The sequence below is a fragment of the Frateuria defendens genome, from assembly GCF_001182895.1.
GTDB lineage: Bacteria > Pseudomonadota > Gammaproteobacteria > Xanthomonadales > Rhodanobacteraceae > Frateuria_B > Frateuria_B defendens.
This window is the reverse complement of record NZ_LFQR01000030.1, coordinates 50,185-64,928: the sequence shown is the minus strand read 5'-3', so window position 1 is coordinate 64,928 and position 14,744 is coordinate 50,185. Positions and strand designations below refer to the sequence as shown.

The following is a 14,744-nucleotide window of genomic DNA, read 5'->3' as shown; positions in this document are numbered from 1 at the left end:
CCTTGACCTTCCCGCCCCCGCAACCCATCCTCCCGCGCTTGTCTTAGAGTCGAACCGCCACGCATGAGCAGTCGCTACAACGCCGCCGATATCGAAGTCCTCTCCGGCCTTGATCCCGTCAAGCGCCGCCCGGGCATGTATACCGACACCTCGCGCCCGAACCACCTCGTGCAGGAAGTGGTCGACAACTCGGTGGACGAGGCGCTCGCCGGCCACGCCAAATCCATCGAGGTAGTCGTGCACGGCGACGGCTCGGTGGAAGTGAGCGACGACGGCCGCGGCATGCCGGTGGACATCCACCCGGAGGAAGGCATCCCGGGCGTGGAGCTGATCCTCACCCGCCTGCATGCGGGCGGCAAATTCTCCGGCAAGAACTACAACTTCTCCGGTGGCCTGCACGGCGTGGGCGTATCGGTGGTCAATGCGCTGTCGCACCGTGTGGACGTGACCATCCGCCGCGACGGCAGCGAATACCGCATGAGCTTCGCCGACGGCGACCGCGCCAGCGAGCTGGCGGTGATCGGCTCGGTGCCCAAGCGGCGCACCGGCACCACCGTGCACTTCTGGCCCGATCCGAAGTACTTCGACTCGCCGAAGATCTCCATCTCCAAGCTCAAGCACCTGCTGCGCGCCAAGGCGGTGCTGTGCGCGGGCCTCAACGTGAAGCTGGTCGACGAGGCCAGCGGCGAGACCACCGAGTGGCACTACGAGGACGGCCTGGCCGACTACCTGCGCAGCGAGCTGCCCAACGCCGAGTGCCTGCCGGCCAACTTCTTCGTGCACCACGTGGCGCGCGAGACCGAGGCGCTGGACGTGGCCCTGGCCTGGCTGCCGGAGGGCGAGCTGGTGCAGGAGAGCTACGTCAACCTGATCCCCACCGCGCAGGGCGGCACCCACGTCAACGGCCTGCGCTCGGGCCTCACCAACGCCATCCGCGAGTTCTGCGACATCCGCAACCTGCTGCCGCGCGGCGTGAAGCTCGCGCCCGAGGACGTGTGGGAGCGCCTGGCCTTCGTGCTCTCGGCCAAGTTGCAGGACCCGCAGTTCGCCGGCCAGACCAAGGAGCGGCTGTCCTCGCGCAACGCCGCCGGCATGGTGGAGGGCGTGGTGCACGACGCCTTCAGCCTGTGGCTCAACCAGAACGTGGAGCTGGGCGAGCGCATCGCCCAGCTCGCCATCGAGCGCGCCAGCGCGCGGCTCAAGGCCGCCAAGCAGGTGGTGCGCAAGAAGATCACCCAGGGCCCCGCCCTGCCCGGCAAGCTGGCCGACTGCTCGGCCACCGACCTGACCCGCACCGAGTTGTTCCTGGTCGAGGGCGATTCGGCCGGCGGCAGCGCCAAGCAGGCGCGCGACAAGGACTTCCAGGCCATCCTTCCGCTGCGCGGCAAGATCCTCAACACCTGGGAAGTGGAATCCACTTCCGTGCTGGCCTCCGAGGAGGTGCACAACCTCGCCGTGGCGATCGGCTGCGACCCCGGCAAGGACGACCTCACCGGCCTGCGCTACGGCAAGGTGGTCATCCTGGCCGACGCCGACTCCGACGGCCTGCACATCGCCACCCTGCTCTCCGCGCTGTTCCTGCGCCACTTCCCCACGCTGGTGAGCGAAGGCCACGTGTTCGTGGCGATGCCGCCGCTGTTCCGCGTGGACGTGGGCAAGCAGGTGTTCTACTGCCTGGACGAGAACGAAAAGGCCGCCATGCTGCAGCGGATCGAGCGCGAGAAGATGCGCGGCCAGGTCAGCGTGACCCGCTTCAAGGGCCTGGGCGAGATGAACCCCTCGCAGCTGCGCGAATCGACCATCCACCCCGACACCCGCCGCCTGGTGCAGCTCACCGTGGACGACGGCGACGGCACCGCCAAGTTGATGGACATGCTGCTGGCCAAGAAGCGCGCGAGCGACCGCAAGAGCTGGCTGGAGGAGAAGGGCGACCTGGCGACGCTGGAGGTTTGAGGGCCGGGAATCGGGAATCGGGAATCGGGAAAAGCATGGGCTAAGAAGGCTGGCGCATACTGTCCACCCTTCCCCGTTCATCCGCTGCCGCCATGTCCCTGCTGCCGCCCCTCGACCTCAAGCGCTGGATCGACGAGCACCGCCACCTGCTCAAGCCGCCGGTGGGCAACAAGTGCATCGTCGACGGCGACTTCATCGTGATGATCGTCGGCGGGCCCAACGCGCGCACCGACTACCACTACGACGAAGGCCCGGAGTTCTTCTACCAGCTCGAAGGCGAGATGGTGCTCAAGGTGCAGGACGAGGGCGCGGCGCGCGACATCCCGATCCGCGCCGGGGAGCTGTTCTACCTGCCGCCGCGCGTGCCGCATTCGCCGCAGCGCCTGCCCGAATCGATCGGCCTGGTGATCGAGCGCCGCCGCCTGCCGCACGAGCAGGACGGCCTGCTGTGGTTCTGCGAGCGCTGCAACCACAAGCTGTACGAGGAGTACTTCACGCTGCAGAGCATCGAGCACGATTTCCCGCCGGTGTTCGAACGCTTCTACCGTTCGCGCGAGGCGCGCACCTGCGGGGCCTGCGGGCACCTGAACCCGGCGCCGGCGAAGTACGAGCTGGGCTGACGGCCTGTTCGCACTGCTTCATCGGCAAGGCGAGACCCATCCCGGAGCGCGCCTTGCGCGCGACCGCAGTGTGGAGCCAACCTGGCTGGTCGCGCGCAAGGCGCGCTCCTACACCCAGCGTCCGATGCGTTTCGGCGGCAAGGAGGGCGGGCTGCGCGACGCCGTGCATGCCGGCGAGCGTTTCCGCATCGGCACGGCGCTTCGCTTTCGCGCAGCTTCTTAAGTGCATCGGTGAGGCGATCGGTGCCGATCGGCCGGCTACGCGCCGGACAGCCCCTCGCGCGCCAGCCACTTGCGCGCCATCCGCTGCAGCGATGCGTCGGCCGAGCCGTCGTTGGCGATCTCGTGGATCGGCTTCCAGGCCAACGCCAGCGACTCCTCGCTGACCACGAAGGACTCGTCGGCGCCGGCATGCACTACGTAGCGCACGTCGTAGTGCCAGTGGCCCGGGTCCGTGCCGCGCGCGGGAATCCAGTGGCGGTCGAGGTCGAAGATCGCCGGCGCCACCACGAGGCCGGCGAGGCCCGACTCCTCCTCCGCCTCGCGCAACGCCACGCGCGGGAGTTCGGCGTCGCCGTCGGCATGGCCGCCCAGCTGCAGCCAGCGGCCGAGCTTGCGGTGATGGGTCAGCAGCACGCGCTCGCCGTCTGCGCTCACCAGCCAGGCCGAGCCGGTGAAGTGGCCGGGCGCGTGGCCGCGCTCGAACACGTCCGGGTGCGAGGCGGGGAAGGCCAGGAAGGGGGCGGTGCGCTCGGCATCCTCCGGCACGCGCTGCAGGTAGTCGTCGAAGGCGGCGCGCAGGGCCGCGAAGTGTGGGGGCATGACTTGTGACACGGGCGTCTGGCGAAACGCGCCATGATAGCCGCAGTGCGTCTTGTTCCCCTACCGGCGCTCGGCTAAGGTTCGGGGCTTATGCGCCCGTCGGCGCCGCGCGCGATGCGTCACGCGCTCCGACAAGAACAGCAGTCCCGAAGGGGGAGCCACATGTTGAAACAGCTTTTCGCGACGCATTCGATCTCGGCGTCGCCGCACGTCGATGCCGGCACCATGCCGCACGACGACCTGGCCGGCGAACCCACGCTCAAGCGCGTGCTGACCGCCCGCCACCTGGTCACGCTCGGCATCGGCGCGGTGATCGGCGCGGGCATCTTCGTGATCACCGGCCAGGCCGCCGCCGAGCACGCGGGCCCGGCGCTGGTCATCAGCTTCATCGTGGCCGCCGTCGCCTGCGCGCTGGCCGGCCTGTGCTACGCCGAGTTCGCGGCGATGATCCCGGTCTCCGGCAGCGCCTACGCCTATTCCTACGCCACCCTCGGCGAGATCGTGGCCTGGTTCATCGGCTGGAACCTGGTGCTGGAATACCTGTTCGCGGTGGCCACCGTGGCGGCCGGCTGGTCGGGCTATTTCAACGAGTGCCTGTCGGTGCTCGGCCAATGGTTCGGCATGTCGCTGGCGCTGCCGGACTACCTCGCCTCGGCGCCGCTCAAGTTCGTCGAGGGCCACCACATCGTGACGACCGGCACCCTGCTCAACCTGCCGGCGGTGATCATCGTGACCGCGCTGACCGTCCTCTGCTACATCGGCATCACGCAGTCCTCCTTCGTCAACGCGGTCATCGTCTCGATCAAGCTGATCGTGATCTTCCTGTTCCTGATCTTCGCCTTCCGCTTCATCAACCCGGCCAACTGGCACCCCTTCATCCCGCCGGAGCAGGGCCCGGGCCAGTTCGGCACCAGCGGCATCTTCCGCGCCGCGGTGCTGGTGTTCTTCTCCTACGTGGGCTTCGACGCCGTCTCCACCGCCGCCGGCGAGGCCAAGAACCCGCAGCGCGACATGCCGATCGGCATCCTGGGCTCGCTGTTCATCTGCACCGTGCTCTACATCGCCATGGCGCTGACCCTCACCGGCATCGCCTCCTACACCAAGCTGGGCACGCCCGAGCCAGTGGCCACGGCGCTCAGCTTCTATCCGCAGCTCACCTGGCTCAAGGCCATCGTCTCCTTCGGCGCGCTGGCGGGCCTGTCCTCGGTGATCCTGGTGATGCTGCTGGGCACCTCGCGCATCTTCTTCAGCATGTCCAAGGACGGCCTGCTGCCGAAGCCGATGGGCTTCGTGCATCCCAAGCGCCGCACGCCGTCGGTGGCCACCGTGGTGTCGGGCCTGGCGGCAGGCGTCACCGCCGCGCTGTTCCCGGTCAGCATCCTGGGCGAGCTGGTGTCGATGGGCACCCTGCTCGCCTTCACCACCGTGTGCATCGGCGTGCTGATCCTGCGCTACACCCGCCCGGAACTGCCGCGCACCTTCCGCGTGCCGGGCGGCATGGCCGGCATCTGGGTGGTCAGCGTGCTGGGCGCCCTGATCTGCTTGTACCTGTTCTGGCAGTCCTTCCGCGCCAACTGGCCGCTGATGGTGGGCTGGACCGCCATCGGCATGGCGATCTACTTCGGCTACGGGCACTGGCACAGCAAGCTGCGCGGAGCCGTCGACAAGGCCTGACCGCCTCTCCACGGGCCCGGGCCGCGCGGTCCGGGCCACGCCGCCCACCGACGGCCACCCGCCCCGCCCGACTCCAGGTTGCCCATGCTCAAGCAGCTGTTCGCCCGCAAGACCGATTTCTCCGACGCCGACGACAGCAGCGGCCCCAGCCTGCGCCGCACGCTGGGGCCATGGGGTGTCACCGCGCTCGGCATCGGCGCGGTGATCGGCACCGGCATCTTCGTGGTCACCGGGCAGGCCGCCGCCGAGCATGCGGGGCCGGCGGTGCTGATCTCCTTCATCCTGGCGGCGATCTGCAGCGGCTTCACCGCGCTGTGCTACGCCGAGTTCGCCACGCTGATCCCGATCTCGGGCAGCTCCTATTCCTACGCCTACGCCACGCTGGGCGAACTGGCGGCCTGGTTCATCGGCTGGAACATGGTGCTCGAATACGGCATCTCGGCCGCCGCGGTGGCGGCGAGCTGGACCGGCTATTTCACCAGCCTGCTCGACCACGTGGGCCTCCACCTGCCGATCGCGCTCACCGAGGCGCCGCTGGCCTACACCGACGGTCGCCTGGTGACCACCGGCCACCTGCTGAACCTGCCCGCAGTGGCGATCGTGCTGGCGCTGACCTGGCTCTGCTACGTCGGCATCCGCGAGTCCGCGGGCATCAACTTCCTGATGGTGCTGCTCAAGGTCGGCCTGATCGTGGTAGTGGTGGTCGCCGGCTACCGCTACATCAACCCGGAGAACTGGCACCCCTTCGTGCCGCCGGCCGAGGGGCACGCCAAGTACGGCTGGTCCGGCATCATGCGCGGCGCCGCCATGGTGTTCTTCGCCTACATCGGCTTCGAGGCCACCTCCACCGCCGCGCAGGAGTGCAAGAACCCGCAGCGCGACCTGCCCTTCGGCACCCTCGTCTCGCTGGTGATCTGCACCGTGCTCTACCTCGCCATGGCCACCGTGCTGACCGGCCTGGTGCCCTACACGGAGCTCGGCACCAACGAGCCGGTGGTGACGGCGATCCGCGCCCATCCGGAGCTGGGCTGGCTGCGCCTGGTGGTGGAGGTGGGCGCGATGATCGGCCTGTCCTCGGTGATCCTGGTGATGATCATCGCGCAGCCGCGCATCTTCATGATCATGTCGCGCGACGGCCTGATGCCGCAGGTGTTCAACCGCATCCACCCGCGCTACCGCACGCCGCACCTCAACACCCTGATCACCGGCGGCTGCATCGCCGTGCTCGCCGCGGTGTTCCCGCTCGACCTGCTCGCCAACCTCACCTCGATGGGCACGCTGATCGCCTTCGTCGCGGTCTGCGCCGGCGTGCTGATCCTGCGCTACACCGCCCCGCAGCTGCCGCGCCTGTTCCGGGTGCCGTGGGCCTGGTTCGTGTGCACCGCCGGCGTGCTGAGCTGCATCGCCCTGCTCGGCGCGATGGACTGGTTCAACTGGCTGCTGATGATCCTGTGGACGGTGATCGGCCTCGCCATTTATTTCGGCTACGGCCTGCGCCACAGCCGGCTGCGGCGGACGAACGCGCTGGCGGCAGAATCGTAACTGGCGACAACTTCGCCGAATTTCATCGAACGCCACATTCCACCGCTTCCAGGCGGAGTGTGCGCCCCTTCGCATCCCTGCCTGAAAATTGCTATGTAATACTTTGATTCGAAAGGAATTAACGTTTCCTTTTCGAGAAATCCCGCGCCCCTGGCCGCCCAATCCGGCCGCGCCGGAGTATGATCCTCAGTCCGCGGGTTGATCACTTGGCAGTGGACCCCGGATCGTCACCCGGCGCGCCAGGCGGGTCAGCTCCTCAGTCTGGCGCGCCTGGGTGACACCTTTCCCGCCCGCGCCCGTTCCCCCTCTCCCGTCGCGATGCGCGCCTCCACGGCGCGGGGACTTCCATTGCCTTCCGGCAACGAAAAGGCCGGCACAAGGCCGGCCCGATATAAATCGATCTCATATAAGCGGCGGCGACCGCCGCGCGCGTCACGCCTTCGGCGTGTGCGACACGCACCAGCCCTTCGCGTTGACCGACTTGCCCGGGAACAGCTGGCAGGGGCCGTAGCCGCCGCTGCCGGCGGAATAGAACTGGCAGTTGCTGCACACGTCACCCGGCTTGCGCTTGGGGTTGCCGCTCTTGCCGGCGTCCTCGACGTAGCCGAGCGCCTTGGCGGTCGGGTCGCTCTCGGACACGTGCGGCAGATCGGCCGCACGGGCGAAACGCGGCAGCGAACCGGCCACGACGGCGACAGCGGCGGTACCGGCGGCGGCTTTCAGGAAACGGCGACGCGACGCCAGATCTTTCTCGTGGGACATGGACTTCTATCTCTCCGTCTGGACATGCCGCCGCAACCGGCGGGCGGCTTATAACCGATGCTACAACAGCGTTTGAAGCCCGACGAGAATGGCTCGCATCTTCCGGCGGACCTGCGTTCGCGCATGGTATAGTCGGCCTCCGTTTGGACGTCCAAATCATCATGCCACAGGTTTTTCCCGACTCCGTCGCAGCGGACGATTTCAACCGCTGCGCCGATGCGATCGCCGAGGCGGCGCGCGAACTTGCCGCGCTCGGCTGGACACCGGCCACCAGCAGCAACTTCTCCATGCGCGTGGATGCCGCGCACGCGGCCATCACCATTTCCGGCCGCGACAAGGGCCGGCTCGGGCGCGACGACCTCATGCTGATCGACCTCGACGGCAAAGCGGTCGGCACCGACGCGCACCCCAGCGCCGAGACCGCCCTGCACACCCAGGCCTACCGCCGCTGGCCCGACGCGCGCGTGGTGCTGCACACCCACTCGCGCACGCAGAGCGTGGCCTCGCGGCTGTTCGCCCGCCAGGGTGCGATCCGGCTGGAAGGCTGGGAGCTGCAGAAAGCCATCACCGGCTACACCACGCACGAGAGCGTGCTGGAAATTCCCGTATTCCCCAACACCCAGCACATGCCCGAACTGGTGGCGCGGGTGGAGACCTGGCTCGACGCCTGCAAGCCGCTGCACGCCTACTTGATCGACGGCCACGGCATCTATACGTGGGGCAGAGACATGGCGGAAGCCCGCCGCCATCTCGAGGCGCTGGAATTCCTGCTGGGCTGCGAACTGGACCTGAGGAGGCTGTCGGCATGAGCCGTCTACGCATTTTCGACGAGAACCGCCCGGACGCGCCGCTGTCCGTGCACACCGACGGCGCCGGCATCGCCCACGAACTGGACAAGGTCGGCGTGCGCTTCGAGCGCTGGCAGGCCGGCCAGTCCATCGCCCCCGGCGCCAGCCAGGACGAGGTGATCGCCGCCTACCGCGGCGACATCGACCGCCTGATCCGCGAGGAGGGCTACCAGTCGGTCGACGTGGTCAGCCTCACGCCCGACCACCCGGACCGCGCCGCGCTGCGCCAGAAGTTCCTGAGCGAGCACACCCACAGCGAGGACGAGGTGCGCTTCTTCGTCGCCGGCGCCGGGCAGTTCACCCTGCACATCGGCGAGAAGGTCTACGACGTGCTGTGCGAGCAGGGCGACCTGATCGGCGTGCCCGACGGCACCCGCCACTGGTTCGACATGAGCGAGGCGCCCTACTTCGTGGCGATCCGCCTGTTCACCAGCAAGGAAGGCTGGGTGGCCCGCTTCACCGGCACGGACATCGCCGACAGCTTCCCGCGCATGGTGCCGCACGCCTCGGCCAAGGCGGCGTAAGAGCGCCCGCGCGCGACCGGCGCAGCGGCCTTGCCGACGCCCGGCCATCCGCGCAGACGCCGCGCTTCCGAACCCTCGCCCTAGTAAGCTTGCCTCCCCCTCACGGCCGGATCGCCGCCGCATGACCACCCTCCGCGCCATCGTCACCGACATCGAAGGCACCACCAGCTCGATCAGCTTCGTCAAGGACGTGCTGTTCCCCTACGCGCGCAAGCGCCTGCCCGCCTTCGTCGAGACCCACGCCGACACGCCCGAGGTGCAGCACTGGCTGCACGAGGCGGCCAAGGAGGCCGGCCTGGTCGAGGCCAGCCGGCAGGAGGTCATCGCGCTGCTGCAGCGCTGGATCGACGAGGACCGCAAGTCCACCGCGCTCAAGGCGCTGCAGGGCATGATCTGGAAGGAAGGCTACGAGGCCGGCGACTACCGCGCCCACGTCTACCCGGAAGTCTCCGCGCGGCTGCACGCCTGGCGTGCCGACGGGCTGCACCTGTACGTATATTCCTCCGGTTCCGTGCAGGCGCAGAAGCTGTTCTTCCGCTACAGCGAGGCGGGCGACCTCACGCCCCTGTTCGCCGGCTATTTCGACACCGGGACCGGCCCCAAGCGCGAGCGCGTCTCCTACGAGCGCATCGCCGAGGCGATCGGCGAGCGGCCCGAGCACGTGCTGTTTCTCTCCGACGTGGTGGAGGAACTGGACGCCGCCCGCGCCGCCGGCCTGCGCACCGGCTGGCTGCTGCGCCCGCCGCTGGCGGTGCCGGAAGCGCCGCGCCACCCGGCCTGGGCCGACTTCGACGCCGTCACACTCTGAGCCCCCGCGCCATGCGCGCCATCCTGACCGCCCTGCTCGCCTTCGCCGCCGGCGTCCTGCTGATGCTGGCGCTGCCGCGCACGCCGGATCGCACGACGCCCCTCCCCGCCCCCGCGCCGTCCGCCACGGCAAGCGCGTCCTCCACGCTGCCCGGCGACGGCAATCCGGTTCCCGGCGGCGACAACCAGAACGCCGACTGGCCGGAGCAGGCGCCCTCGCCCGAGCAGGTGCTCTACGACCAGCCGCAACAGGTGCGGCGCGCGCTCGCCGCGCTGACCCCGCGCGTGCCGGGCCGCCCCAACCTCTACCTGCTCGCCTTCGCCGGCGACGGCTCGGAGGACGTATTCCGCAACGAGGCCGAGTACGCGGCCCAGCTCTTCACCCGCCGCTTCGGCCCCAGCGCCCACGCGCTGGTGCTGGAGAACAACCCCGACACGCTGGCGAAGCGCCCGCTGGCCAGTTGGAGCAACCTGGAAAGCGCACTCGACGGCCTCGCCAAGGCGATGAAGCCGGAGGAAGACATCCTGCTGCTCTACCTCACCACCCACGGCAGCGAGGACCACTACCTGCTGGTGGACATGGACCCGCTGCCGCTCGACCAGATCGGCACCGACGACCTCGCCGGCATCCTCGGGCAGCGGCCGTTCAAGTGGAAGGTGGTGGTGGTCAACGCCTGCTACTCGGGCGGCTTCGTGCCCGCGCTGCGCAGCCCCGGCACGCTGGTGCTCACCGCCGCCCGCAGCGACCGCAGCTCGTTCGGCTGCGGCAACGACTCCGACGCCACCTATTTCGGCCGCGCCTGGCTGGTGGACGCGCTCAACCGCACGGGCGACTTCATCGACGCCTACCGCCAGGCCAGCGGCGAGATCACCCAATGGGAGCGCAAGGACCATCTGCTGCCCTCCGAGCCGCAGATCGACGTCGGCGCCGGCATCGCCGACCGCCTGGCGGCCTGGCGCAGGAACCTCACGCCCGGCCCGGCTCTGCCGTTCCAGCCGCCGCGGCCGCAGCGCACCGCCGCCGCGGCCTCGAAATAGCGCCGCGCCCGCCCCGCCGGGCTTTTCCCTACGGAAGCGCATGGCGGCCCGCGCCATTTAGAATGCACGGTTTCATCGCGCAACAAGGGACTCCCCGTGATCATCCATCCCAAGGTTCGTGGCTTCATCTGCATTACGGCGCATCCGGTCGGCTGCGAGAAGAACGTGCTCGAGCAGATCGGCATCACCAAGGCCGGCGGCAACGCGGCCTCGGGCCCCAAGCGCGTGCTGGTGATCGGCGCCTCCACGGGCTATGGGCTGGCCTCGCGCGTCACCGCGGCCTTCGGCTACGGTGCGGCGACGCTGGGCGTGTTCTTCGAGAAGCCCTCCAGCGAGGCCAAGCCCGGCACCGCCGGCTGGTACAACGCCGCCGCCTTCGACAAGCTCGCCAAGCAGGCCGGCCTCTACGCGCGCTCGATCAACGGCGACGCCTTCTCCAACGAGACCCGCGCCCGCGCGATCGAGATGATCAAGCAGGAGATGGGCGGCCCGATCGACCTGGTGGTCTACTCGCTGGCCTCGCCGGTGCGCAAGCTGCCGGACACCGGCGAGGTGGTGCGCTCCTCGCTCAAGACCATCGGCGAGACCTTCACCGCCTCCTCGGTGGACACCAACCGCGACACCGTGATCCAGGCGACGGTGGAGCCGGCGACCGAGCAGGAGATCCAGGACACCGTCACCGTGATGGGCGGCGAGGACTGGGCGCTGTGGATCGACGCACTGAGCCAGGCCGGCGTGCTGGCCGAGAACGCCACCACCATCGCCTACAGCTACGTGGGCACCGAGATCACCTGGCCGATCTACTGGCACGGCACCCTGGGCCAGGCCAAGCAGCACCTGGACAACACCGCCAAGGCCCTGCGCAGCCGCTACGCCGCGCAGGGCCTCCATGCCTACGTGGGCGTGATGAAGTCGGTGGTGACCCAGGCCAGCGCCGCCATCCCGGTGATCCCGCTCTACGTCTCCATGGTGTTCCGCATCATGAAGGAAAAGGGCATCCACGAAGGCACCATCGAGCAGATCAACCGCCTCTTCCGCACCGCCCTCTACCGCGAGGACGGCCAGGCGCCGCAGACCGACGCCGAAGGCCGCCTGCGCCTGGACGACTGGGAGCTGCGCGAGGACGTGCAGAACGCCTGCAAGGCGCTGTGGCCGACGGTGACCACCGAGAACCTGCGCGAGGTCACCGACTACGCGGGCTACAAGCACGAGTTCCTCAAGCTGTTCGGCTTCGACCGCCAGGACGTGGACTACGACGCGGACGTGAGCCCGGACGTGCGCTTCGACGTGGTCGAGTCCTGAACCCCGGCGGGCGGCGCGCCCGCTGCACGATAAAAAGCCCGGCCCTCCACGGCGCCGGGCTTTTTTGTACCCACGCCTTGCCGGCGCGGCGCCTCATGCAAGGGGTCGGTCGCCCTGGCTGCCCGGCGCCCGCCTCGGCCACCTCGCCGCCTGCCACACGATGAGCAACGACAGCACGACCTCGATGGCGCCGAGGAAGAGATAGAACACCCAGGCGCCCGGCATCGAAACCAGCATGACGCCCGCGTAGAGCAGACCCAGCACGATGTTCAGCGCGCGATTGACAGTGGGCCCCAGCGCCAGCGAAAGGAAGATCATCAGGCTGGGCACGGCCATCAGCGCGGCGGTGCCCAGCAACACGCCCTGCGTGGTCGGGCCGAGCGGCCCCATCCGGCCTTGCAGCATGCTCTGCAGGTGGCCGGGCTGGAACAGGCCGAAGTAGTCGCCGTAGACGTAGCAGAACATCAGGCTGGTCCACAGGGCCGCGAGCTTGAGCTTCACGGGAACCGGGACATTCTCCAGAGCCGGCCGAGCCATTTTCTTGGGACTCATGCGCTTCCTCGTCGCCAGCTGCCTCCGCCGGCGCGACCGGAAGCGCGCCGACCTTCCCCGAAGCAGGCCCGATGCCACGTGTGCCGTGGCGCCCGCCCGCGCAGACTGACTATGCATGCAAGAAAGGTCGCCAAATGCGGGCCTTTCTTGGATCAAATTGCTTATGCCTTACGCCGAAAAACATCCATCGCCACTCCCCGAACCCTTAGATAGGAACAATATGGCTCGTGCAGTGCGGTCGTCGGTGCCAACCATACTGGCTTGCAATCTTTCTGCCGACTCCCTAGCTATTTGCTGATATTGACCAGGCATGCGGCAGTAAAGCTGAGCGGCCAGCATCAAGTGAACCCTTAGTGTTTGTTTTGACCTCTCAGCGATAGCCGCAGCGTCCCGCGCGTCGCCATTCTGGTCGACCAACTGATTGGCGAGGTTCTTCAGCTCTGTCGCAGCAATGCCTGGAGCTCCTCCCGTCAGCTCTACGTATTGGCGAAGCGGCGCCCCTCCGACATACAAGCCAATAAAGAAGGAAACCCCAATTGACAGTAAAATCGTTAAGCCAAAAAGCAGATTTCTAGACATAAAGCAACCTCATGGCTGAATATGGGTGACATAGCATCCGCTTAACTGGCCTCCGATGTAGGAGCAAATGAGCCATGCCTCGCCACCTACCGAATAGCTCCCTCCAGCTGGGTTGGCGCCACCACCGGAGCCAACGACGACACTACTGGAACTTCCTCCCCCAACGTTCGGAGTCGTGTCTGGTAGCGCGTTGCCGTAGCGGTCTTTGGCACTTCCCTTTACGTAATCACAAGCGCTGGGAGCAAGTGGGTTGATTTGAAAGGTAGCTACGTCACCATTACCAAACACCGGCGAAACCATGATTCCATGACCAAAGTAAGATTTTAGAGCCAGGGCCATACCGCTCGTGCCGCTCATCATCTTACTTGAAAAGCCTGGATTCACCGCATCTTCTTCTGCCCATACTCTTGGGCATACCTGCTCCATGCCCCCTATGGCGTTCGCATAGGAGGCAAATACCTCGCTTTGGAGGTCGGCGGAAGATACATTAAATAAAACATGATTTCCGTGTGCAGCCACCATGCTTCCAAAGGCAGGCTCTTGCTGCGTGCTTTCGATATAGTCCGAAACAACAGGCTGAACTGCCAATGACTGAGCCATCGCAGCCTCGGCATCCTCGGATGAAATAACCAAAGGGCGCTCAGAAGCGACAATGGCACCACTGGAAGCAATTCGTAGCGGAGTTCCGCCCCCAGAACCCTGAAGCCACATCTGATAAACTTTTCCTGTATTCGGATTTCCAACGTTCACCTGCGTGCGCACTTGCTGCGAGCCATACCACGAGCGTGCTGCCGCCTGGAATTGAGCGTCGGTAGTGCAGGAAGGACAAATCACCCAATTGTCCACGACCGATGCGTGAACTGCCGCGAGACTGCTTAATAGCAAGAGCGCCATAACCGCCAAGTAACGCATCACCCTCTCCTTGTGATTGCAGCCGAAAAAACAATGCACTCACTTTTGTGAGAAAGATACTTCTGGTTTTCTTATCCTGCTGTAGGCACAGGACTACATGTATCCGTAGATCCTTTTTCGGTATCGCGCACGACGGCCACGTTCCTAGCGGATTAAGGTTTGGCCGCGCCGATTCCCCCGTGCGCCCGCACCGCATGCCGCTCCGCCAGCAGCGCCGCCACATCGGCCAGCGACAGGCCGCGGGCACGCAAGGCCACGGTGAGGTGGAAGATCAGGTCGGCGGCTTCGCCCAGCAGCTCGCCATCGCCTTGCGCCACCGCGGCCAGCGCGGTTTCCACGCCCTCCTCGCCCACCTTCTGCGCGATGCGGCGGATGCCGCCGTCGAACAGTTTGGTGGTGTAGCTGCCGGCGGGACGCTCGGCGTGGCGGCGCTCGACCAGGGTGTCGAGTTCGGCGAGGAAGCCGAGCGGTGGGCGCACGGTGTCGCCGAAGCAGCTGGAGGTGCCGGTGTGGCAAGTGGGGCCGTGCGGCTCGGCCTGCACCAGCAGGGTGTCGGCATCGCAGTCGACGCGGATGGATTTCAGCACCAGCACGTGGCCGGAGCTCTCGCCCTTGGTCCACAGGCGCTGCTTGCTGCGGCTGTAGAAGGTGACGCGGCCGCTGGCCTGGGTGGTGGCCAGCGCCTCGGCGTTCATGTAGCCGAGCATCAGCACCTCGCCGCTCTGCCAGTGCTGCACGATGGCCGGCAGCAGGCCCTCGCCCTTGGCCCAGTCGAGCTGCTCGGCGGTGACGATGGGGTCGCTCATGGA

General features: G+C 67.3%; 16 protein-coding genes. 10 read left to right on the top strand and 6 right to left on the bottom strand.

Annotated elements, in window-relative coordinates; all coding sequences use genetic code 11:
• Window positions 1–63: 63 nt before the first annotated feature.
• From parE to ACH65_RS19690, 3 genes are all read left to right on the top strand, one after another.
• Window positions 64–1,953, top strand: a complete 1,890-nt coding sequence (gene parE, locus ACH65_RS04785) for a DNA topoisomerase IV subunit B (RefSeq protein ID WP_049621447.1) — start codon at window positions 64–66, stop codon at window positions 1,951–1,953.
• Window positions 1,954–2,045: 92 nt separating this feature from the next.
• Window positions 2,046–2,573, top strand: coding sequence for a 3-hydroxyanthranilate 3,4-dioxygenase (locus ACH65_RS04780; RefSeq protein WP_049621446.1), 528 nt, complete (start codon window positions 2,046–2,048; stop codon window positions 2,571–2,573).
• 70 nt (window positions 2,574–2,643) lie between these two features.
• Complete coding sequence (locus tag ACH65_RS19690) at window positions 2,644–2,796, top strand: hypothetical protein (RefSeq protein WP_153242488.1); 153 nt, start codon at window positions 2,644–2,646, stop codon at window positions 2,794–2,796.
• Window positions 2,797–2,831: 35 nt separating this feature from the next.
• On the opposite strand, the gene ACH65_RS04775 is transcribed toward ACH65_RS19690, so the two are convergent.
• A complete protein-coding gene (locus ACH65_RS04775; protein WP_049621445.1) occupies window positions 2,832–3,395 on the bottom strand; it encodes an NUDIX hydrolase in 564 nt (187 codons plus the stop codon).
• A gap of 162 nt (window positions 3,396–3,557) precedes the next feature.
• Between ACH65_RS04775 and ACH65_RS04770 the strand changes: the two genes are divergently transcribed.
• Window positions 3,558–5,069, top strand: coding sequence for an amino acid permease (locus ACH65_RS04770; protein ID WP_049621444.1), 1,512 nt, complete (start codon window positions 3,558–3,560; stop codon window positions 5,067–5,069).
• A gap of 84 nt (window positions 5,070–5,153) precedes the next feature.
• Complete coding sequence (locus ACH65_RS04765; RefSeq protein ID WP_049621443.1) at window positions 5,154–6,611, top strand: amino acid permease; 1,458 nt, start codon at window positions 5,154–5,156, stop codon at window positions 6,609–6,611.
• 432 nt (window positions 6,612–7,043) lie between these two features.
• Here ACH65_RS04765 and ACH65_RS04760 read toward each other — a convergent pair whose 3' ends face one another.
• Window positions 7,044–7,373, bottom strand: coding sequence for a high-potential iron-sulfur protein (locus ACH65_RS04760; RefSeq protein ID WP_049621442.1), 330 nt, complete (start codon window positions 7,371–7,373; stop codon window positions 7,044–7,046).
• Window positions 7,374–7,534: 161 nt separating this feature from the next.
• Here ACH65_RS04760 and ACH65_RS04755 point away from each other — a divergent pair, with 161 nt between their 5' ends.
• The 5 genes from ACH65_RS04755 (at window position 7,535) to fabV (ending at window position 11,892) form a co-directional block, all read left to right on the top strand.
• Window positions 7,535–8,182, top strand: a complete 648-nt coding sequence (locus ACH65_RS04755) for a methylthioribulose 1-phosphate dehydratase (RefSeq protein WP_049621441.1) — start codon at window positions 7,535–7,537, stop codon at window positions 8,180–8,182.
• The gene (locus ACH65_RS04750; protein ID WP_049621440.1) at window positions 8,179–8,745 is read left to right on the top strand and encodes a 1,2-dihydroxy-3-keto-5-methylthiopentene dioxygenase; all 567 of its coding nucleotides are present in this window, start codon (window positions 8,179–8,181) and stop codon (window positions 8,743–8,745) included. The genes ACH65_RS04755 and ACH65_RS04750 overlap by 4 nt, the downstream gene beginning before the upstream one ends.
• Before the next feature lie 121 nt (window positions 8,746–8,866).
• On the top strand, window positions 8,867–9,553 hold the full coding sequence (gene mtnC, locus ACH65_RS04745; RefSeq protein WP_049621439.1) for an acireductone synthase: 687 nt from the start codon (window positions 8,867–8,869) through the stop codon (window positions 9,551–9,553).
• Between the two features lie 11 nt (window positions 9,554–9,564).
• A complete protein-coding gene (locus ACH65_RS04740) occupies window positions 9,565–10,590 on the top strand; it encodes a C13 family peptidase (protein WP_049621438.1) in 1,026 nt (341 codons plus the stop codon).
• A gap of 96 nt (window positions 10,591–10,686) precedes the next feature.
• Window positions 10,687–11,892: an enoyl-ACP reductase FabV gene (gene fabV, locus ACH65_RS04735; protein ID WP_049621437.1), complete on the top strand. Its 1,206-nt coding sequence runs from the start codon at window positions 10,687–10,689 to the stop codon at window positions 11,890–11,892.
• A gap of 93 nt (window positions 11,893–11,985) precedes the next feature.
• Here the strand turns inward: fabV and ACH65_RS04730 are convergent, their stop codons facing one another.
• From ACH65_RS04730 to hisIE, 4 genes are all read right to left on the bottom strand, one after another.
• Window positions 11,986–12,393 carry a DUF6326 family protein gene (locus ACH65_RS04730; RefSeq protein ID WP_237561444.1) on the bottom strand — a complete coding sequence of 136 codons (408 nt, stop codon included), beginning with the start codon at window positions 12,391–12,393 and terminating at the stop codon, window positions 11,986–11,988.
• Window positions 12,394–12,612: 219 nt separating this feature from the next.
• Window positions 12,613–13,023, bottom strand: a complete 411-nt coding sequence (locus ACH65_RS19685) for a hypothetical protein (protein WP_153242487.1) — start codon at window positions 13,021–13,023, stop codon at window positions 12,613–12,615.
• A gap of 9 nt (window positions 13,024–13,032) precedes the next feature.
• The gene (locus ACH65_RS19680) at window positions 13,033–13,935 is read right to left on the bottom strand and encodes a hypothetical protein (protein WP_153242486.1); all 903 of its coding nucleotides are present in this window, start codon (window positions 13,933–13,935) and stop codon (window positions 13,033–13,035) included.
• Window positions 13,936–14,087: 152 nt separating this feature from the next.
• On the bottom strand, window positions 14,088–14,741 hold the full coding sequence (hisIE, locus tag ACH65_RS04725; protein ID WP_049621435.1) for a bifunctional phosphoribosyl-AMP cyclohydrolase/phosphoribosyl-ATP diphosphatase HisIE: 654 nt from the start codon (window positions 14,739–14,741) through the stop codon (window positions 14,088–14,090).
• Window positions 14,742–14,744: the final 3 nt, after the last annotated feature.

Excerpts from the sequence above, each read along its gene's own strand:
- parE (WP_049621447.1), top strand. The coding sequence starts at position 64 with ATGAGCAGTCGCTACAACGCCGCCGATATCGAAGTCCTCTCCGGCCTT.
- ACH65_RS04775 (WP_049621445.1), bottom strand. The coding sequence starts at position 3,395 with ATGCCCCCACACTTCGCGGCCCTGCGCGCCGCCTTCGACGACTACCTG.
- ACH65_RS04750 (WP_049621440.1), top strand. The coding sequence starts at position 8,179 with ATGAGCCGTCTACGCATTTTCGACGAGAACCGCCCGGACGCGCCGCTG.
- ACH65_RS04755 (WP_049621441.1), top strand. The coding sequence starts at position 7,535 with ATGCCACAGGTTTTTCCCGACTCCGTCGCAGCGGACGATTTCAACCGC.
- ACH65_RS04765 (WP_049621443.1), top strand. The coding sequence starts at position 5,154 with ATGCTCAAGCAGCTGTTCGCCCGCAAGACCGATTTCTCCGACGCCGAC.
- ACH65_RS19685 (WP_153242487.1), bottom strand. The coding sequence starts at position 13,023 with ATGTCTAGAAATCTGCTTTTTGGCTTAACGATTTTACTGTCAATTGGG.
- ACH65_RS04780 (WP_049621446.1), top strand. The coding sequence starts at position 2,046 with ATGTCCCTGCTGCCGCCCCTCGACCTCAAGCGCTGGATCGACGAGCAC.
- hisIE (WP_049621435.1), bottom strand. The coding sequence starts at position 14,741 with ATGAGCGACCCCATCGTCACCGCCGAGCAGCTCGACTGGGCCAAGGGC.
- ACH65_RS04740 (WP_049621438.1), top strand. The coding sequence starts at position 9,565 with ATGCGCGCCATCCTGACCGCCCTGCTCGCCTTCGCCGCCGGCGTCCTG.
- ACH65_RS19680 (WP_153242486.1), bottom strand. The coding sequence starts at position 13,935 with ATGCGTTACTTGGCGGTTATGGCGCTCTTGCTATTAAGCAGTCTCGCG.
- ACH65_RS04760 (WP_049621442.1), bottom strand. The coding sequence starts at position 7,373 with ATGTCCCACGAGAAAGATCTGGCGTCGCGTCGCCGTTTCCTGAAAGCC.
- mtnC (WP_049621439.1), top strand. The coding sequence starts at position 8,867 with ATGACCACCCTCCGCGCCATCGTCACCGACATCGAAGGCACCACCAGC.
- ACH65_RS04770 (WP_049621444.1), top strand. The coding sequence starts at position 3,558 with ATGTTGAAACAGCTTTTCGCGACGCATTCGATCTCGGCGTCGCCGCAC.